Genomic DNA, 18,543 nt, shown 5'->3' on the forward strand with positions numbered 1-18,543 from the left:
GGGCAAATCCCTGGATATGTTTGCTGTGATCTATTCCTTTGAAGTTAAACCTGGCAATGACCAGAAACTAATTGATGCCTGGTCAGGGCTAACGGACTTAATCTACCGGCATGAGGGAAGTTTAGGATCTCGTTTACACCACGAAACGGGTAATCGATACCTGGCTTATGCGCAATGGCCCAGTCGAGAGGGATGGAAGGAAGCTGGGGCCAATATGCCAGCAGAGGCAGAGAAGTACAGAAAGGCCATGAAGGAGTCCTGTCTGAAAATAGAAACCTTGCATGAATTAAATCCAGTGAGTGACCTTCTTCAAACAAAACCGTTCTCTAAATAAACCGTTGAATCCGGATTTTAATAGCGATAAGGTGAAAACGATTTGGAAAGGGCTGTGTCGATGTTTTTTTCTTTTTTCATGGGTAGGTCTTGCCCTTTCCTGTCAGCCGTCAACGCCTAAAGGGGTAGTGGTAGCTGCCTCTTCCAATACCCGAATGGTTTTAGAAGAAGTAGAAGCCCGGTTTGAAAAGAAATACGGAATTCCATGTGAATTGATAACTGCCTCCTCTGGGAAATTGTTTGCCCAAATTCAAAATGGAGCCCCTTATGACCTATTCCTTTCGGCTGACAAACACTACCCATCTCAGTTGGAAAAGTCGGGGTATACAGCAGGAAATCCACAAATTTATGCTCAAGGGAGATTGGCGCTTTGGTCTTTGCGCCAGGAGTGGAATTGGGAAAAACAGGGGTTAAATCATCCTCAAATAAAAAGGCTCGCCATCGCTAATCCGGAAACGGCTCCATACGGCCGTGCGGCCCGGGAAGTTCTCCTAAAACTTCGCCCGGATTTACTGGAAGGGAGTCACGTTGTGATGGGCGAAAATGTGGCCCAGGCCGCACAATTTGTGACAAGTGGAAATGTAGAAGCGGGTTTGATCGCCTATTCTTTGATCCAAGGCCAGGAAGGATGGTATCAACTGATCGATGATTCTCTCCATACTCCCATAAATCAATTCGTCGTGCGGTTGAAAAACCACCCGGGAGATAAGGAGGATGTGGACAAATTCTATAATTTCCTGTTTTCAGAAGAAGTTCAGCCTTTGCTGAAGAAATATGGATATACAATTCCCGATTAATGGCAGAACCCCTTTGGTTGTCTTTTAAGCTTGCTGCTGTTACCTCTCTGCTGCTTTTAGTCATCGGCATACCCATTGCCTGGTGGTTATCTGAGAGTAAGTCGAGGTGGAAACCGGCTTTCGAGTCTTTGGTGAGCCTGCCTTTGGTTCTTCCTCCCACCGTTTTGGGTTTTTACCTGCTTCTGGTTTTTAGCCCTGCTCATGGTATAGGAGGTTGGCTGCAGGAATGGGTAGGTGTATCCTTTGTGTTTTCTTTTGAAGGATTGGTATTGGCCTCGATTATTTATAGCCTACCTTTTATGGTTCAGCCTGTGCAAGCCGGATTGGCAAACTTACCACGGGAACTTTCTGAGGCTTCCTATGTGTTAGGCAAATCCAAATGGCAAACCTTGATTCGAGTGCTCTTGCCCAATTGCAAACCCGCATTACTCACAGGGCTGGTGCTCTCCTTTGCGCATACCTTGGGGGAATTTGGTGTGGTACTTATGATTGGCGGAAACCTCCCGGGAGAAACCCGTGTTGCTTCCATTGCCATTTACGATCAGGTAGAAGCGCTCAATTACGAGGCGGCACATGGTTATTCACTGGCCCTACTGCTTATAACCTTTGTAATTCTTTTTATCACTTACGCCATAAATCACCGGTGGAGAAGGAGGGAACAGCATGATTAAGCTAAACCTCCATAAAAAGCTGCACCCCTGGCCAGTTGATCTGCAAGCAGAGGTAGAAACCGGAAAGTTTATTGTCATTTATGGGGCATCTGGTGTGGGTAAAACCTCACTGCTTAGAATGCTGGCTGGATTGATGAAACCAGATCAGGGAAGTCTCACGGTTAATGGTCAATCCTGGTACAGCGGCGATCAGGGAGTGTTCTTACCGCCGCAAAAAAGATCGGTAGGACTCTTGTTTCAGGACTATGCTCTCTTTCCGCATTTAACGGTGGAGCAAAACATTCGATTTGCCCTGGACAAAGGCATGGACTCAGATTCGGTGGATGAATGGATGAATGCCCTTGAAATTCAACGTCATGCGCAACGAAAGCCAGGTCAGCTTTCAGGAGGTCAAAAACAACGCGTAGCCCTGGCTCGAGCCTTGATTCGACAGCCACAATTGCTGCTGCTTGATGAGCCTTTGTCTGCCCTAAATCCTGAAATGCGCGGCAAGTTGATGGATTTAATTCTTCGCTTTCACCAGGAAAAAGGATTGACCACATTTTGGGTTACTCACCATTGGGAAGAGGCTTTGAAGATGGCGGATGAAGTATGGTTGATGGAGGAAGGTAAAATATCGCGTTCGGCCAGTCCTTTGCATTTAGAAAGGGAGAATGGTCAGGCTCACCTCTGGGCTGTAGTGAAGGGCGTTCACGATCGAAAAGAGGGCCTGGAGTATGAAATCGAAATTGGAGAAAATCGCCTTCGCATTCCGGTAAATCGGCAGTTGGGTTATCAGCCAGGAGATCGGGTTCAGTTTGGAAAAAATGCATCGGGATGGTACATCGTTTAGGCCTTTGGATGGCGTGTGGTTTGATTTTTTTGGCCATGGCTTGTCAGGAGGCTGAACAGGCACCGATTCAGCCAAAGAGAGTGGACGTAGGGCCCTCTATTCTGGTTTTAGGAACTGCTCAGGATGCCGGATCACCTCAAGCGGGTTGTTATAAAGAATGTTGCCGTGAGCTCTGGGTTGGTGGTCATCCGCCTCGCCGCGTTACTTCCTTGGGATTACGCGATGGCAAAGGCAAATACTGGATGTTTGAAGCTTCGCCCGATTTTCCCGCTCAAATGAGTCAGATGAGCCCATGGCTTGGTCAGCCCAAGATTCAGCTTCCAGCAGGCATCTTTCTTACCCATGCCCATATTGGCCACTATACCGGACTTATGCATTTGGGCAGAGAGGTTTATGGTGCTCAAGAAATTCCGGTTTACACCATGCCCCGTATGGCTGAATTCATCAGAACCAATGGTCCCTGGAGTCAATTGGTGGACTTGAATAATATTGAATTGAGACTCATGAAAGCTGATTCCCTGCTTCAGTTGTCTGCCGAGATTTCAGTACAACCTGTTTTAGTTCCTCACCGCGACGAGTTTTCAGAAACCGTTGGATTCAAAATTCAAGGACCTCATAAATCCCTGCTTTTTATTCCAGACATCGATAAGTGGAGTAAATGGGGGCGGGACTTAAAGGAGGAGGTTAAAAAGCATGATTGGGTGCTCATCGATGGAACTTTTTTCTCCGGTAAAGAATTGCCCGGAAGGGATATGGCCGAAATACCCCATCCATCCGTAGAAGAGAGTATGGCCTACCTCAAAGGATTGGATAGCCTGCAGAAAAGCAAGGTGGTATTCATTCATTTAAATCACACCAATCCGCTGTGGAACAAGAGCAGTCAGGAGTTCGATCAAGTGCAGAAAGCGGGCTATAGCGTGGCTTATTTGGGCCAGGAAATTACACTTTAAATCTTTCCTCAAAAGCGTTATGTTGTATTGGATATAACGCTAAATTTGTTAGGTGCAATACCCCATACATTACCGTTTTTGGATTTCTGGTGAAGAAGGAACTTTTTTGGGTCAAGGACGAATTACCTTGCTCGAAGCCATTGCCGAAACAGGCTCCATCAACAAAGCCGCGCAATCCATGAAAATGTCTTACCGCAAAGCCTGGAAGCTGATTGACAGCATGAATGCTCAGGCTCCCAATCCACTTGTGGTAAGGGTAAGTGGTGGTGCTGGCGGAGGCGGGACTCAATTGACCGATGACGGTAGAAGAGTATTGGACGAGTATAAAAAACTACAGGAAAAAATTAGAACCTATTTCGAAGAGGAATTATCCAGCTTCGATTGGAAAACATAAGCCATGGTTAGAATTCGTTTTTTTGGCCAAACCGCAGAAGCTTGCGGAACTCAGGAACAGGAATGGAACCTGGAAAACGGGCAAACTGTAAAGGTGCTCGTAGAAGAGTTGGAAAGAACCTATCCAGATTTGCAACAATTGACGTATCGGGTAGCTCGTAACGCTGGAATGGTAGATGAGCAGGCCCTATTGAAAGTAGGTGATGAAATTGCCTTGTTACCACCATTTGCCGGTGGATAGGGATGGAAAAAAAATCTGCATATCGATATAGCCGGCAAATAGCTCTGCCTGAAATAGGGGATGCCGGACAGAAGAAGCTTAGTGAGGCTTCGGTGCTCATTATTGGTGTTGGTGGCTTAGGATGTCCAGCCGCCCAGTACCTGGCTGGAGCAGGAATTGGTCGAATCGGATTAGCCGATTTTGATCAAGTGGAAGAGCATAACCTTCATCGCCAGGTATTATTCGGACATTCAGACTTAGGAAGAAACAAAGCCTCTGCGGCAGCAAATCGATTGCGGGAATTAAATCCAACCTTGATTTACGAGGTTTATGAGCAAGGAGTCACCGCTCAGAGTGCAGAAGACATCATTCAATCCTATGATGTAGTTATTGATGGAACTGATAACTATGCTTCCCGTTATTTGATCAACGATTGGTGTGGATATTATCAGAAACCCCTGGTTTACGGTGGAGTATCTGGTTTTGAAGGGCAGGTATCTGTATTCCACCAAGAGCCTGGTTTTGACTACCGGTCTTTGTTTCCTGAACCTCCAAGTGGGAGAGAAGCCAACTGCGCTGTAACCGGTGTGTTGGGTTTGGTGCCCGGGATGGTTGGTATGCAACAAGCTCATGAAGTAATTAAGCTGATTTTGGGTTATGCGTCAACGCTTTCAGGAAAACTATGGGTATGGGATAGCCGGACTGGTCAGACCCAAACCTGGGATTTAACCCGGCAAATTCAGGACTACAGCCAAAAGCCATCCGAACATGCAGAGATTGTTGAATGCGATGCCCAAGGGGCTATAGAAAAGCACCAGCAAGGTTGGCTTCTTTGCGATGTAAGAGAAGAGGAGGAGAGGATTGCTTTTCCATTTCCATCCGACTTACAGGTTTCCTGGTCTCAATGGGATTCCGAAAAGACTATTCTAAATACCAAAAATCATATTGTATTTGTCTGCCAAAGTGGAGTAAGAAGTCGTTTAGCCTTGCAGGCCTGGACTTCAGATCACCCTCTTAAAACAGGCAGCTCATTGAAAGGAGGAGTTCAAGGACTTTCTCCAGAATCCAATTTATTGAAAGAAATCACCGTATAATGGAAGTGAAACCGAAGAAAATCAAGAAAATATTCAAAGAAGGAGCAATCCCCGCTTCTTTTATTGCCGATTCCATTGCCAAGCATCAGAGCAAAACAGGAATTGGTGCACATAGCATCTTCTTAGGTCAGGTAAGAGCTGATGAAATAGATGGAAAAACCGTGCAGTCTATTGAGTATACCGCTTACGAGGAAATGGCTGAAAAAGAAGTACACGATATTCGGGAAAGTGCTTTCGAAAAATTCGACCTCAGTTGTATGCATATCTACCATAGTTTAGGTCAGGTGCCTGTGGGTGAAATTTGTCTCTTCGTTTTTACCTCTTCAGCTCACCGTGGCGATTGTACAGAAGCCTGCCAGTATCTGGTAGAAGAAATCAAGGCCAAGGCACCCATTTTCGGAAAGGAAATATTCGAAGATGAGAGTCACCAATGGAAGGTTAACCGCCCCTAATCGATTTACATGGTTGATATTACACATAAGAACAATACACTGAGGCAGGCCGTGGCTGAGGCTACGGTAAAAGTGAGTGATCCTGCAACCATTGCAGCCATTGAGAATAGACAAGTGCCTAAAGGAGATGTTTTTGAAATGGCCAAGGCCGCTGGGCTTTTGGCTGTGAAACGTACCTGGGAAATGTTGCCCGATTGCCATCCCTTACCCGTTGAGTATACGGGAATTCGATATGAGATTCAGGATCTTTCCATTCGGATTGAAATGGAGGTAAAAACCATTTACAAAACGGGTGTGGAAGTAGAAGCCATGCACGGAGCGTCTGTAGTAGCCTTAACCATGTATGATATGCTCAAGCCTTTGGATAAAGGAGTAGAGATTCAGAACATTCGTTTGCTTCGGAAAAAAGGAGGAAAAACGGATTACAAAAACCGATTCCAGGAAGGTGAGCTTAAGGCTGCCGTAATTGTCTGCTCGGATAGCATTTCTGCAGGGCAGAAGGAAGACAAAGCGGGGAAGGTGATTTGCCAAAAATTGGAAGCTGCGAATGTCCAGGTAGACCACTACGAGGTAATTCCTGATGAATTCGATCAAATTCAAAGCCAGGTAAATCACTGGTATGAAAAGGCAGATTTACTGATTTTTACGGGAGGCACCGGTTTGTCTCCAAGAGATAATACACCTGAAGCCGTAAAGCCTTTGTTGGATCAGGAGATTCCGGGAATTATGGAGACCGCTCGAAATTACGGGCAAAATCGAATGCCTTATTCCATGTTGTCCCGAGGAATCGCTGGTTTAAAAGGAAACTGTATGGTGCTCACTTTACCGGGTTCTACCAATGGAGCGAAGGAGTCTATGGATGCTCTTTTCCCTGCCTTGTTGCACAGTTTTCACATCATGGGAGGAGGGAAACACTAAGTTTAGGTTATAAACAATTGTTGATAACTGATGTTGATGCTTGGTTAATAAGTACTTAGCTTGTTTTTTAATCTCGGATACAAGTTTTCCTATATTTGAGTAAGCAATTCAATCAAACATCGTTCTTTGAACTACCTTCCGGCAAAAATCAGCAACCATTAAGCGCTGAAAGACAGAGAGTTTCTTCGGATACTCAACGTTGAAAAAACTTCGGTTTCAAAAAGCATTGATGGGATAGTTAGGAGCTGAAAAAATTCTAATGATGATGATGCCTGTGGTTATCCAAGAAATGAAGGTTGCAAAACCCTCATAACGAAGGTAACTAACAGAAGGACAACCGTTCCTTACGGGGATAGCAGTTTGAAGCGAACTTTTTCCGGAGTTCAAATCAATTTGCGGCCTACGGGCAGGAAGTCTGAAAGTGGAGGGGACAATCTGAAACGGTTCGCCGATTCGATTGGATCAAGGTTGAAATGTGCGTCATTTAGTCAAATAAATGTCGAAAAAAAGAGTCCGCTTCGGCGGACTTTTTTTTGTCTTAATTCTTGGCTAAGGTCACCGCTTTTTTAGAAACTGTTTTTAGAAAACGATAGGATAGTTGAAGGCTGGTAAGTAGGTAAAACTCGTCATGGTAGTATGGCTTGTTGGGTTCATAATCACCGTTGAGCAACACCTGAATGCGATCGCCCTCATAGCCCAGATAACCTGTCAACCACAGGTCTCTTGATATAGGATCGTAGAAATAATCATCCAAGCTCGCACCTCCACCAATTCCGATAAGAAAATGATCAAAAAGTCGGTTATTAAAATGCAGGGTATAATTAGAACTTCCACCTCGACTGCTGAACATTAAACTGGCTCCAGGTTTCCATTTTCCATTGAAGGTGGACGCAAAGAATCCGGTAGTAATGTACAGGTTTCGTTGTTCCAGGTAAGCTCTATGTCCTGCTGCCTGCAACTCCTTGCTTCTTTCATTGTCAAAAATCCTGGAGAGGGATGCACCAACAAAGGCGTTTTCCGTTTTCCAGTAAATTCCCAAATCCATATTGATTTCCTCCTCAATATAGTCCTGAGGATAGAAGATGTCTGAATGAGGAGAAATGAGGTGAGGTTCGTACAAGTTGAAGCCCTCTTCGTAGTAGGCATAAAACGGCCGGGCCCCAATACTAAGAATCCCATCCTTTATTTTAATCGGGAGGGTAAAGTTTAGGTAGCCCTGTTCTTTTCTGAGGTAGCTGCCATATCCTGATTTTGAGTCGTGAAGTGTTCCCGAATAGCCCATTCCTAAGGCCAACCTGGATTTGTAACTCGGAAGTTCGATAGCAAGCTGTCCCTGATTGTAATGGGAAAAATCGCTAACCGCCGTAGCGCTGATCTTAAGATCGGAGGCATTCATGGCCGCAGGATTGAAGAATTGGGGAAAGAATAAATAGCTACCCTGAGATTCTTGAACGAAGAAAGAGCCCACCCGGTTTTGTCCAATAGCGAGGAGGGAGAATAGTAGACTGATTAACAGAAGAGGAAGGTGCTTCATGGTTTGTTTTTGACATTAACTCCGTAATCTCTGTTATCGCATGTAGTTCCCGTAAAAGGTGTTTTTAACGGGTAAGCGGTACAACTTATTCATCCCACAGTTCCGCCATAGAATAGGTGTTGCCCGGTCTTTCCCAAAAACTACCATCAATAATACGGTGGTGAGCATCTAACGAATCAATCAAAACCATTTCGGCATCAGACAATTGTAAACTGGCCGCAGCGATATTCTCTCTGATTCTTACGGGATTAACCGATTTTGGTATCACAGCAGTACCTCTTTGTATGGCCCAGGCGATAAGGACTTGGGCGGGAGAACAGTCGTTTTCTGAGGCAATTTCTAATACCAGTTCGTGCTGTAGGGGCCTGGGCTCATCTGGCTTTTTCATATTTTGAGAGCGATCTCCTGAGCCAAGTGGTGAATATCCCGTGACTAAAATTTGATGTTCCCGGCAAAAGCGGAGTAGGGCGTTTTGTTGCAAGAAAGGGTGCAGCTCTACCTGGTTCATTTCTGGTACAAAATCGGAATGATCGATTAGGTGCTGCAATTTCTTTTGACTGAAATTAGAGACTCCAATGTGCTTCGCCAGTCCCTTTTCTCGAACTGCCTGCATAGCTTCCCAGGTTTCGGTAAGCGGTACTTCCTCCAGGGAATAAAAATCGGAGGCGGTTTGAGGGAAGGATACATTTTCTCGAAGGGCAACGGGCCAATGCACCAGGTATAGATCCAGGTAATCGAGTTGTAGGTCGTTTAGTGTTTTATGAAGGGCTGGTTCTACCTGATTTTGTCGGTGGGAATCATTCCAGAGTTTGGAGGTGATCCAAAGGTCCTTGCGATTAACCCATCCCGCTCGGAACAGGTAGCGTAGGGCTTCACCAATTTCTTTTTCATTTCCATAAATCGCGGCGCAATCGATATGTCGATAGCCAGCTTTAATGGCTTCAACTACCGCCGCATAAACGTCCCCAGGGTCCGATTTCCACGTACCCAGTCCTAGGGCTGGAAGGGCATTTCCGTCGCGGAAGATCATTTTTTTCATAAAAAGTTTGTGTGTTTTTGGGTTCTACTCTCGTAAAGTTAGCGGTATTCGTGGAGAAATGCAATACGGCTAATCGAAGCTTTTTTCCTCTTAAAGGAACACTTGGAGGCCATTCTACTTAGAAAGGAGAAGGGAGATTTGCCATTTACGACTTTATTGGACACACTTTGGATGGCCCTGAGATCAACCAATTTTGATTGGCTTTCCGTAGAATTTGGGTTCGGTTTGAAGGATAAATAAGTCCAACAGCGTTTTTACCCGAGCCAGCTTTTCCCGCAACATGGTTTTGGTACTTTGAGAACGGCTAACCCGACGTGCATTGTAGGCCACAGCATTCATTCCCTTGTGATGGGCAATGAAGAGGGCTCGCTCATTGTGAAAGGGCTGCGATATGATAATTATATCAGATTCACCGAACACTTTCTCACATCGTTCTACAGAATCCAAAGTTCTGAATCCGGCATAATCCAATACTATTCTGCTTTCGGGAATCCCTCTGGTCTTCAGATCATTTAAAAACGTGGAGGGCTCGTCATACGACTTCGATGAATTGTCTCCACTTACCAAAAGGTATTTGATTTTTCCGCTTCGATAGAGTTTTACAGCAGCTTCCACGCGATTTTTATAGTAGGGATTGATGTTCCCTTTGCGGGTGTATTTACCGGCACCCAGCAGCAGTCCAACCTTTTTCTTAGGAAGGTCATCGGTGGAGGAGTAGCAGTGTTTCGCTTTGCTCGAAACCCATTGATCGGCAAAATATATCGTGCTTCCTGTCCCGATGAGCAAAAGAAGGAGGGTAAGGAGGATTCTTCTAAGGCGAAATCGCTTTTTCATGGTGGTTTATAAGGCTAACGTGGATGGCTGGTTTTTCTTATAGGCCTCGTTATATCAGCTACTTAACGGGTAGCCAGAGATCCTCTTTTTTCGAAGCGGATTTGTCAATCATGCCAAGGAGGTAGATGGCAAACCCCGATTTACTCATTCCTTGTTGCATTCTTAGTTGTTCCAGTGACTTGGTCGTAGCAGGAATAATGGAGGTAAGATCCACTTTCCATCTTGATTTTTCCTGAGAAAATCGAAAATTTAACCCCGTACTTGAGCCATCCTTAAGAACCTGACCTGTGGCCTGATCGTTTTCAATATTGACCTTGCCGATGGATAGGGGAGTGACACCGCTTTCCTCGATCATGCCTTTGTTGACGGCCTCTACAAAAAAGTCATCACCTTTCATACTCAGGATTTCCTCACGATCAAAGCGCTGTCTTACGGTAAGCACGGTGATCAAGTCCATTAGGGGAAGGGTAACCAAGGAACTGCTATCCATGTTTTTAGCATGGTCCAGCATTTGAGCATAATATTCCCGGGTGTTTTTGTCTACCCATTTAATGGCCTTTTTACCATCTTTTTCCATGATGGAAGTTTTGTATCCTTCAAAAGCTTGGCGAATCTCTTCCTGCTGCTGTTCCTGAGCTTGAATGGGACCAACAATCATCCATCCGATTAGGGCAATACAAAGTGTTTTAATCATGGCAATTTGAATTCGATAGACGCAAATATGACTCAAAATCTTGAAGCAGGTTGCCTGCTTAAGAAGGATTAACTGACTTGATTTGTTAATCAAACTTAATACCAGAAGGCCTCACAGGGTGTACGTCGAAACCTGGCTCGAAAATGACGACGGCGAAAAATCGCCATCTGAACGGCCAACTGATGATTCCAGCTTGGGGATTCAAAAGCAGGTCTGCCTAAATCGTTTTGAATACTCAGTGAATAGAGTATCCGGAAGGGATGAAATCGATAACCGAGGTGGTAAAGTAGGCGGTAGTATCGTTTGTGAGAATAGGTATAGCCTAAACCCAAAGAAATTTCTTTGTCTATATAGGCCAGATTTATACTTGCCTCGTTAATGTCTTCTGGGGTATCAATTGAAGAATCGGTTGGCATTTGCTGCCATTGATAGAGTACCACGGCATTCAAATGTTTGTGGAGGCGTCCAGTTAAAATGCTTCTCCCTGCAAAGGCGGTAAGACCAAGCGGAACGTCGAATGTGCCTTTTGACGAGAAATACCAGGAAATGGGATTGTTTACTTGTAAGCCCAGTGCCCAACCACCTCCATAGGCAGCCACGGCAAAATGGTTGTCCAGATAGGAATAATCTCCAGGCGAATTCGAGGGCAATTCTGCATAACCTGGATCAAATGTTGCTTTCCTCCGCGATTGGTAATTGTATCCCAATACCATTCCGTATCCCAAGGATAGTCGACGATTGACATTATGACGAATGCTGTAGTTTCCGGAAAAGGAGAATTGCTGAGTGGAACCTGGGGTTTGCTCATAATACCCCAATAGACCTATACCTCCTCGAACGAATCGGCTTCTTAATCTGGATTGAAAAGCCAAAGTATTACTGTTTCCAACACTATTCGCTTGATTCAGATAGGTTAAGGCAGTGGAACCGTAGGATTGGCAACTTGATAAGGCAGCATTGAAGAAGAGGTGGTTGTTGCTTTCGGCATAGGGAAATAGGAGAGACTGTGCATGAAGATAGGGCCCGGTAAAGGCCATAAATGAAAGTATGGCAAGTCTCAAAAAGCGCATTGGTCTGTTCTGTGTAAGAATGGACTGCTGAAGGCACTTGAGGGTTGGTTTGATGGTGTAAACTTACAGGAAGCGGGTAGTTATAATTCTTGGTTAAAATCCAGACAGTCCTGCACCCATAGGTCCAAATCGTCTTCCATGTCAATCCCTTCTGGCGCTACAAATACGTAACCCTTCATTGGTCTTCCGGTAAAATCCATTTCCCGGGCACCCTCGCGGGTAAGAGCTTGCTCATATCGGTCCTTGCCAACCCGAGCCATAAAATCGTTTTTTACGATTCCTACGCACATTTTGTCCCGAACCATAAAGGTGAGCCCACCCATCATTTTCTTCTCTTCAAAGACCACTTTCTTTTCCTCCAATACAGATCGGATGCGTTCGGCAAGGTGCTCGTCAAATGCCATTTATTGTCTCTTTTTGCGGCGTGATTCTTTTTTGATTCCGTTCAGTCCTTTTTGGAACATAGATCCCAGGTTCATTCGCATAAAGGGGCCAAAGAGTTTGGAAAAAGCGTTCATTTTGCTGTCCATACTCCAAATTACTTCATAGCCTTCTTTCTTCTTATCGTTGAAGCGCATTACAGCGTGGCTCGTTCCCCATTTCTCAAATTCGAGGCGAATTTTGATCAGGTGATTTTCCTGAACCTCTTCCAGGGTCAATTTTCCTTTATCCACATTCTTGTTGGTGCTTTCCCAAGTGTACCAGGCTCCTTGTCCGGAATCAGGATCGCTGTAAGTGATTTTCTGGTTGGGATCAATGCTGTGCCAGGGGGACCACTTTTCCCAGTTTCTCAAATCATTGACTTGTCGGAAAATTCGATCTGCCGGAGCTTTAATCACAATTCTTCGTCTAATCGTAAAGGTAAAGGGTAGGGTGATCCAGTAAAATAATAGGCCCGTAACGACCATCACAGCAACGTAAATAATCTGATCCATAGAAATCAATTGGGTGAATAAGATTTTGTTATTTGTTCCACTGTGCACGTTCGATAATCCGATTCAGCACCTGAACAATTTACGAAAAGTTGATGAAAAAGCAAGAAGTGTCGAGCTATGCTATGGGCCGGAATAAGGGCCTTGTGTCAGGAATAACGGGATGTTTTAAATTCGTCGCCAGGGTGAAAAAAAATAGAGAATCAAGCAAATGACCTACAAAAAGAAGTCAAGAGTTATTGAATATGTGCGGAATGAATCCTTGAAAAACCTGGATCCTGATTGGAAAGGAAATCCATACTGTAAAGGAGTTTATTACAACGAAAACGAACGATTTCAACCTGGTTTTAAAGACATTGTAAAGTGGCAACGGAACCGTCGCCAGGCCAAGCGACTCAAGAAGCAGAACCCTTTTTCGCTCACCGTACATTCTGACACATCATTTTTGAAGAGCGATCGTGATGTACTGGTTTGGATGGGACATGCTTCCTTCTATTTGCGATTAGGTGGAGTTAGCTTTCTGATTGACCCTTGCTATTCTAAACTTCCTATGGTCAAATCATATACCCGCCCGGCCATAGGTGGAAAGTCCATCACGGATCTGGATTACATTTTGTATTCCCATGCCCATCGCGATCATTTTGATGTGCCCACCTTGCGTGATTTATTATCGGTAAATCCAGAGGTGAAATTTTTGCTTCCCATGGATATGGGAAAACTCCTGAAGCGGTACACAAGTCAGCCTTATCAAGAAGCAGGTTGGTTTCAGCAATTCGACCTCTCTGAGCTTAAGATAGCCTTTCTGCCAGCCCGCCATTGGAACAGAAGGGGATTACTGGATTTTAACGATATGCTTTGGGGTGGATATTGGCTGGAATGGAAAGCGTCCAATGGAAAAACTAAATCCATCTACTTTACGGGAGACACTGCTTATGATTCGCACTTCAAGCACATTGGACGAATTATGGGATCACCCGATATAGCACTTATGCCAGTTGGAGCTTATAATCCAGATTTTATCATGAAATCGTCACATACCAGTCCTTGGGAAGCGCTTCAGGCTTATCAAGATGTAGGCGGAAAAAGGTTTATCCCAATGCATTATGGGACTTACGACCTTAGCGATGAGCCACCCAACGAACCCATTGAAGTGGTAACCAAAGCCTTTGCGGATTCGCCCGATCAGCTCATGGTTCCAGAAATCGGTGCGCCACTATGGTTAGACGACTTATGGGCACAAGAGTAGGAGGACAACCAAAAATCACCTAAAATTGTTCTCGATTAGTTAATCACATCTCGTTTCTATGCTTGTCAAGTTTTCACACAGACCCTTGTTTCAAATGGCCGGTATTGTCCGGTTCAACTACAAGGCCATTCTCTTTTTTGTGGTTTGGTCCACGCTGTTGTACTTCATTCATACCTTAACTCATTGGAGCCCAATAATGTCGGTGGTTCCTGTGACCATCTTGGGTGGTGCCCTGGCTATTTTTCTTGGTTTTCGCAACAATTCAGCTTACGACAGATGGTGGGAAGCCCGCAAAATATGGGGTGGGGTAGTCAACATCAGCCGATCATTTGGCATGGAAGTCAACTCCTTGATTCAGTCGGAGGATAACCCGGAAGGAGTGGAAAAAATTCGAAGACGCCTGATCTACCGTCACCTGGCTTGGATTAATGCTCTGAGAATTCAATTGAGAAAACAAGATTCCTGGGATGAGTTGAAGGATCTGTTACCGGCAGAAGAGTTTGAACGACTTTCGGCCCATCGAAACAAAGCGACGCAATTGTTACATCGCCAGGGAACTGAAATAGCCGTAGCCCATCAAAAAGGATGGATCAACGATTACCAACAAATTGAGCTCAACCGGTGCCTGACCGAAATGTATGATTTACAGGGTAAGGCAGAACGAATTAAAGGAACCGTGTTCCCGTATTACTACCAGTACTTTACTCGGTTTTTTATGCGGCTATTCATCGTTCTCTTACCCATGTCGTTGATGGAGGAGATGGATTGGCAGGTTATTCCCATGAGCACCTTGATTTCCTTTGTATTCTACATCTTGGAAAAATCAGGACATGTTACTGAAGATCCCTTTGAAAACAGGGCATCGGATACACCTATGTCAGCCATTTGCACCACCATTGAAATTGATTTGAGGCAGCAGCTCGGAGAATCAGAAATTCCAGATACTATGGTTCCCGAGAAAACTCGTTTCGGTGTTCAGTTCCTTCCTTAATTGTTGCCCTGAATGAGCAATTCGTACACCTTGTTGACGAATCGTTCAAACTCCACTGGCTTTGTGAGGTAATCATTGATGCCTACTTTCCTGGCTCGTTCGATATTAAAGGGGTTGACGTTGGCCGATAGGGCCAGAATAGGAATGAATTGATCTTTTTTACGAATCGTTTCAGTGGCTTCAATTCCATCCAACATCGGCATTTGAATATCCATTAGGATGAGGTCATAGTTTTTCTCCTTGGCATATTGAATGGCCTCTTGGCCATTGGTGGCGAATTCCACATGGATCGCCAGTTTCTCGCAGAAATGCTCCAGTACGGTTCGATTCAGCTGATTGTCTTCTGCGATTAGGATTCGTTTACCGTGAATGGCATCAAACTTCACTTGCAAGTTGGTGCCGCTGACATATTCCGTTTTCAAAGAAGTTTGTCGAAAAGGAATGTCAAGGGTAAAAGTACTGCCTTGTCCTTCAATACTCTGTACTTGAATAGATCCGCCCATCAATTCAACCAATTTACGGGTAATAGTGAGTCCTAAACCCGAGCCTTGAAACTGGCGACTGGTTTGGCTCTCTACCTGGGTAAATTTGTCAAAGATGTGGGCAACCTGATCAGCTGGAATTCCGATTCCCGAGTCCTCGATACGAAACTGGAGCCAAATGGTATGAAAATCCTCCTTGATTGTGGTAACCGTCAGGCTTACTGAGCCTTTGTGGGTGAATTTCAGGGCATTGCTCAATAGATTATTCAGGCATTGACTCAGTTTGTTGGAGTCTGCCAGGATAAGATCGGGAATTTTAGCCTTGTGAAAGTTTAAATCGATTTTTTGTTGATTCGCTTTTACCCGATGCATGTGGTATAAGTCGTCCAACAGATGCTTGAGGTGGGTTAATTCCAATTGAAGGTCCACTTTGCCTGCTTCGATTCGGTTAAATTCCAGGATGTCATCAATAACCCCTAATAAGTTTTTAGAGGAAAATTTTAAGCTATCCAAGAGCTGAATATTGTGTCCCATTTGGCTTTCCATGGACAGCAAATCCGAAATTCCAACAATGGCATTGAGCGGAGTTCTTATTTCATGGCTCATTACCGAGAGAAAGTCCGATTTGGCTTCCGAGGCTTTTTCAGCCAAATCCAAGGCTTGCTTGAGCTCGAGGTTGCGGTTTTCGTTTTCAGTTATGTCAATGCAAGATCCAATGAGTTTATAGGGCAATCTATTTTTCCGCAGCAGGTGAAAATTAGTTTGGATAATACGTCGGCTTCCTTGTGGACCCGCCACCTTTAACTTGAGCTGAGTGGCAATGGATTCTCCATTGAGTAATTTTCGAATAGAACCTACCAGTTTTTCACGATCCTCTTTGGCTACCAATCGATACCACTGCCGGGTTATTTCACTGCGTTTATGCGATCGTATGTCGAACATATCGTGCATGATGCGGGAGAAATAAAACTGCTTGATCTGGTAGTCGTATTCCCAAATGCCAATTCCTCCAATGTCTACCGACAGTTTGAGTCGTTCGCTGATTGACTTGAGCATATCTCTGGATTCGACCAAATCGGTTACATCGTGTCCTCGAATAACGGCTCCAATAGCTTCTTGTCCATCGGTTGAGGGAATGGGGTGAATGGAGTATTCGGAATAGGTGTTCCGTTCTTGTTTTACAAAGGCTTGGGAGAGGTTTAGGTTTTGTCCGGTCAGGCTTTCTTCAATAACAGTAGGCCAATGAAACGGTGGATTTATCCATTGAATTTTGGAAGTAGGCGGAGAGAAATAGAGGAGTTCCTTTCGTTTTTCAGGGCGTTGCCCATAGAGCAGGAGGGTCATTTTCTCATGGATATGATTCCAGATGATATAGCGTCCTTCTTTGTCTATGGCAAAGACTTCATCTTCCGTATTATCTACAAGTGCATGGAGCTCCCGATTCGTAAAGTCTATATCCTGAATGAGTTTTTCCTTGCTCTCCACCGATCGAATCAATTCATTTTGCTGATCCTGCAAGCGATCGACCATTCGAAGGTTGGACAATGAAATTTGATAAGACGTATAAAACGCCAGGAGAAAGGAGGAAGGTACATAGCTTAGAAACAATATCTGACGGGTTTCTAAATCCACGAGGTAGCGGCCAAATAGTTGAAAATCAAAATAGAAATCAACAATGCAGTAAAAGAAGGTGAGGCTGTAGCCCAACAAAAGCGTGCCCTTGTCTTTGTGAATGTCAAAGATGAATAGGGGGAGGAATACCGCAATTAAGTAGAAAAGAAGTAACCCTGCTTCATGACCCAAACTGGTTGAGTAAAGAAAGATGTACGTGATATTGAGGAAATAGCAATAGACCTTGGCCGGCTTGTGCTTCCGCAAATAATTGAGGTAGAAAATGGGAAAAAGTGAAGTTGCTGTCACGATTTCCATGATGACCAATTCCTGTACGCCCAACCAACCATAAAGAAAAAGGTAGGGAATGGGGATTATCGCCAGAATAAAGGTGATAAAATTGAGGGATCGAATTCTACGTATATCCGTATCGGAATCCCGTTTAGGATCAACCCCAAGGTTGAGTAACCACTGATAACTATTCATTGCCCTTCTTTGCGATTATGGATCAGGATTTTTTGAAATCAGTAGACCTACATATAATGATTCTCGAACAGGTGGTTTGTATAAAATTTGGGACAACCTGAAAATCATGTACATGTATACGCATCGGGTATAGAGTTTTATAGTTAGAGTTAAGAAATTGGGAAAAGGCGCTCCGCAACAGCCTCCCAAAAGGGTATTGTCGAAAATAAGTTTTTTCCCAATCTGGGAAAGACTAAAACAGCCTCTGGTCGATGAGCTGCTTGGTTTCATCGACGAACGGTTCGTTTTGTTCGATGAATGACACATTGTCTTCGGAAGCCCGCTGCTGACGGGGGTTAGCAATTGGATGATAAACCCAGAAATATTTTATTTCTTTGCGACCCCATTTTTAATATTTGATCGGATATGAAGAAAGTTTGGATTGGTTTAGTGGTAGTTTTAATAGGAATTCAATTTATCCGTATTGATACTTCTAATCCGGAGTCGGTTTTGGAGCAGGATTTTTTGTACTCCACAAACCCTCCCAGTGAAATCGGTAATTTGATCAAAACTGCTTGTTACGACTGCCATTCTAATAATACGGTCTATCCCTGGTACGCCCAAATAGCTCCAGTGTCTTGGCTGGTTGGTCATGATATTGACGAAGGTCGTGAACACCTGAACTTTTCAGAGTATGGATCTTGGGACCCTGAAAAGAAGGAACACAAACTGGAGGAGTGTGCCGAAGAGTTGGAAGAAGGTGAAATGCCGATGGAAATCTATGTAGTGATGCATGGAGAGGCAGATTTGACTTCGGAGCAGCGTGAATCACTCATCGGATGGTTTGAGCAAGAACGTGCCAAATGGGGCAGTGGTCATTCCCACGAATAGATTAAGTCCCTATCATCAGGAAAAGAGCCCGGATTTTGAGGGCTACCCCAAATCTTAAAGAGTTGTTAAAGCCGGATTTTCATGCTGCTTTAAT

The 18,543-nt window shown here is 44.5% G+C and carries 21 protein-coding genes; 13 read left to right on the top strand and 8 right to left on the bottom strand.

Annotated elements, in window-relative coordinates; genetic code table 11:
• Nucleotides 1–16 precede the first annotated feature (16 nt).
• The 10 genes from KFE98_16540 to moaCB are packed head-to-tail and all read left to right on the top strand — an operon-like array spanning nucleotide 17 to nucleotide 6,660.
• Complete coding sequence (locus KFE98_16540; GenBank protein ID UTW61603.1) at nucleotides 17–334, top strand: antibiotic biosynthesis monooxygenase; 318 nt, start codon at nucleotides 17–19, stop codon at nucleotides 332–334.
• Nucleotides 335–365: 31 nt separating this feature from the next.
• On the top strand, nucleotides 366–1,130 hold the full coding sequence (modA, locus tag KFE98_16545) for a molybdate ABC transporter substrate-binding protein (GenBank protein UTW61604.1): 765 nt from the start codon (nucleotides 366–368) through the stop codon (nucleotides 1,128–1,130).
• Complete coding sequence (gene modB, locus KFE98_16550; protein ID UTW61605.1) at nucleotides 1,130–1,801, top strand: molybdate ABC transporter permease subunit; 672 nt, start codon at nucleotides 1,130–1,132, stop codon at nucleotides 1,799–1,801. Before modA ends, modB begins: the two co-directional genes overlap by 1 nt.
• The gene (locus tag KFE98_16555; protein UTW61606.1) at nucleotides 1,794–2,633 is read left to right on the top strand and encodes an ABC transporter ATP-binding protein; all 840 of its coding nucleotides are present in this window, start codon (nucleotides 1,794–1,796) and stop codon (nucleotides 2,631–2,633) included. The genes modB and KFE98_16555 overlap by 8 nt, the downstream gene beginning before the upstream one ends.
• A complete protein-coding gene (locus KFE98_16560; protein UTW61607.1) occupies nucleotides 2,618–3,583 on the top strand; it encodes a pyrroloquinoline quinone biosynthesis protein PqqB in 966 nt (321 codons plus the stop codon). The genes KFE98_16555 and KFE98_16560 overlap by 16 nt, the downstream gene beginning before the upstream one ends.
• 52 nt (nucleotides 3,584–3,635) lie before the next feature.
• Nucleotides 3,636–3,977 (top strand): LysR family transcriptional regulator, encoded by a 342-nt coding sequence (locus tag KFE98_16565; GenBank protein ID UTW61608.1) that lies wholly within the window; start codon nucleotides 3,636–3,638, stop codon nucleotides 3,975–3,977.
• Nucleotides 3,978–3,980: 3 nt separating this feature from the next.
• Nucleotides 3,981–4,217: a MoaD/ThiS family protein gene (locus KFE98_16570; protein ID UTW61609.1), complete on the top strand. Its 237-nt coding sequence runs from the start codon at nucleotides 3,981–3,983 to the stop codon at nucleotides 4,215–4,217.
• A gap of 2 nt (nucleotides 4,218–4,219) precedes the next feature.
• Nucleotides 4,220–5,290, top strand: coding sequence for a ThiF family adenylyltransferase (locus tag KFE98_16575; protein UTW61610.1), 1,071 nt, complete (start codon nucleotides 4,220–4,222; stop codon nucleotides 5,288–5,290).
• Between the two features lie 5 nt (nucleotides 5,291–5,295).
• Complete coding sequence (locus KFE98_16580) at nucleotides 5,296–5,742, top strand: molybdenum cofactor biosynthesis protein MoaE (GenBank protein UTW64735.1); 447 nt, start codon at nucleotides 5,296–5,298, stop codon at nucleotides 5,740–5,742.
• Nucleotides 5,743–5,751: 9 nt separating this feature from the next.
• Complete coding sequence (moaCB, locus tag KFE98_16585; GenBank protein UTW61611.1) at nucleotides 5,752–6,660, top strand: bifunctional molybdenum cofactor biosynthesis protein MoaC/MoaB; 909 nt, start codon at nucleotides 5,752–5,754, stop codon at nucleotides 6,658–6,660.
• 538 nt (nucleotides 6,661–7,198) lie between these two features.
• Here moaCB and KFE98_16590 read toward each other — a convergent pair.
• The 7 genes from KFE98_16590 to KFE98_16620 all read right to left on the bottom strand — a co-directional run bounded on the left by KFE98_16590 (nucleotide 7,199) and on the right by KFE98_16620 (nucleotide 12,766).
• Nucleotides 7,199–8,194 (bottom strand): type IX secretion system membrane protein PorP/SprF, encoded by a 996-nt coding sequence (locus KFE98_16590; GenBank protein ID UTW61612.1) that lies wholly within the window; start codon nucleotides 8,192–8,194, stop codon nucleotides 7,199–7,201.
• 85 nt (nucleotides 8,195–8,279) lie between these two features.
• Entirely contained in the window at nucleotides 8,280–9,233 is a 954-nt protein-coding gene (locus KFE98_16595) for an aldo/keto reductase (GenBank protein ID UTW61613.1), read from the bottom strand.
• Nucleotides 9,234–9,416: 183 nt separating this feature from the next.
• On the bottom strand, nucleotides 9,417–10,067 hold the full coding sequence (locus tag KFE98_16600) for a YdcF family protein (GenBank protein ID UTW61614.1): 651 nt from the start codon (nucleotides 10,065–10,067) through the stop codon (nucleotides 9,417–9,419).
• 58 nt (nucleotides 10,068–10,125) lie between these two features.
• Complete coding sequence (locus KFE98_16605; GenBank protein ID UTW61615.1) at nucleotides 10,126–10,761, bottom strand: hypothetical protein; 636 nt, start codon at nucleotides 10,759–10,761, stop codon at nucleotides 10,126–10,128.
• Between the two features lie 95 nt (nucleotides 10,762–10,856).
• Nucleotides 10,857–11,822 carry a type IX secretion system membrane protein PorP/SprF gene (locus KFE98_16610; protein UTW61616.1) on the bottom strand — a complete coding sequence of 322 codons (966 nt, stop codon included), beginning with the start codon at nucleotides 11,820–11,822 and terminating at the stop codon, nucleotides 10,857–10,859.
• 89 nt (nucleotides 11,823–11,911) lie between these two features.
• On the bottom strand, nucleotides 11,912–12,235 hold the full coding sequence (locus KFE98_16615) for a TfoX/Sxy family protein (GenBank protein ID UTW61617.1): 324 nt from the start codon (nucleotides 12,233–12,235) through the stop codon (nucleotides 11,912–11,914).
• Complete coding sequence (locus tag KFE98_16620; protein ID UTW61618.1) at nucleotides 12,236–12,766, bottom strand: SRPBCC family protein; 531 nt, start codon at nucleotides 12,764–12,766, stop codon at nucleotides 12,236–12,238.
• 208 nt (nucleotides 12,767–12,974) lie between these two features.
• Between KFE98_16620 and KFE98_16625 the strand changes: the two genes are divergently transcribed.
• A complete protein-coding gene (locus tag KFE98_16625; GenBank protein UTW61619.1) occupies nucleotides 12,975–14,009 on the top strand; it encodes an MBL fold metallo-hydrolase in 1,035 nt (344 codons plus the stop codon).
• A 58-nt stretch (nucleotides 14,010–14,067) separates the two neighbouring features.
• Nucleotides 14,068–15,000, top strand: a complete 933-nt coding sequence (locus KFE98_16630; protein UTW61620.1) for a hydrogenase — start codon at nucleotides 14,068–14,070, stop codon at nucleotides 14,998–15,000.
• Here KFE98_16630 and KFE98_16635 read toward each other — a convergent pair.
• Nucleotides 14,997–17,579: a response regulator gene (locus tag KFE98_16635; GenBank protein ID UTW61621.1), complete on the bottom strand. Its 2,583-nt coding sequence runs from the start codon at nucleotides 17,577–17,579 to the stop codon at nucleotides 14,997–14,999. The genes KFE98_16630 and KFE98_16635 overlap by 4 nt on opposite strands.
• Before the next feature lie 405 nt (nucleotides 17,580–17,984).
• On the opposite strand from KFE98_16635, the gene KFE98_16640 reads away from it, so the two are divergent.
• Complete coding sequence (locus KFE98_16640; protein UTW61622.1) at nucleotides 17,985–18,449, top strand: heme-binding domain-containing protein; 465 nt, start codon at nucleotides 17,985–17,987, stop codon at nucleotides 18,447–18,449.
• Nucleotides 18,450–18,543 lie beyond the last annotated feature (94 nt).

This window comes from bacterium SCSIO 12741, from assembly GCA_024398055.1.
In the GTDB taxonomy this organism is placed as follows: Bacteria; Bacteroidota; Bacteroidia; order Flavobacteriales_G; family Salibacteraceae; genus SCSIO-12741.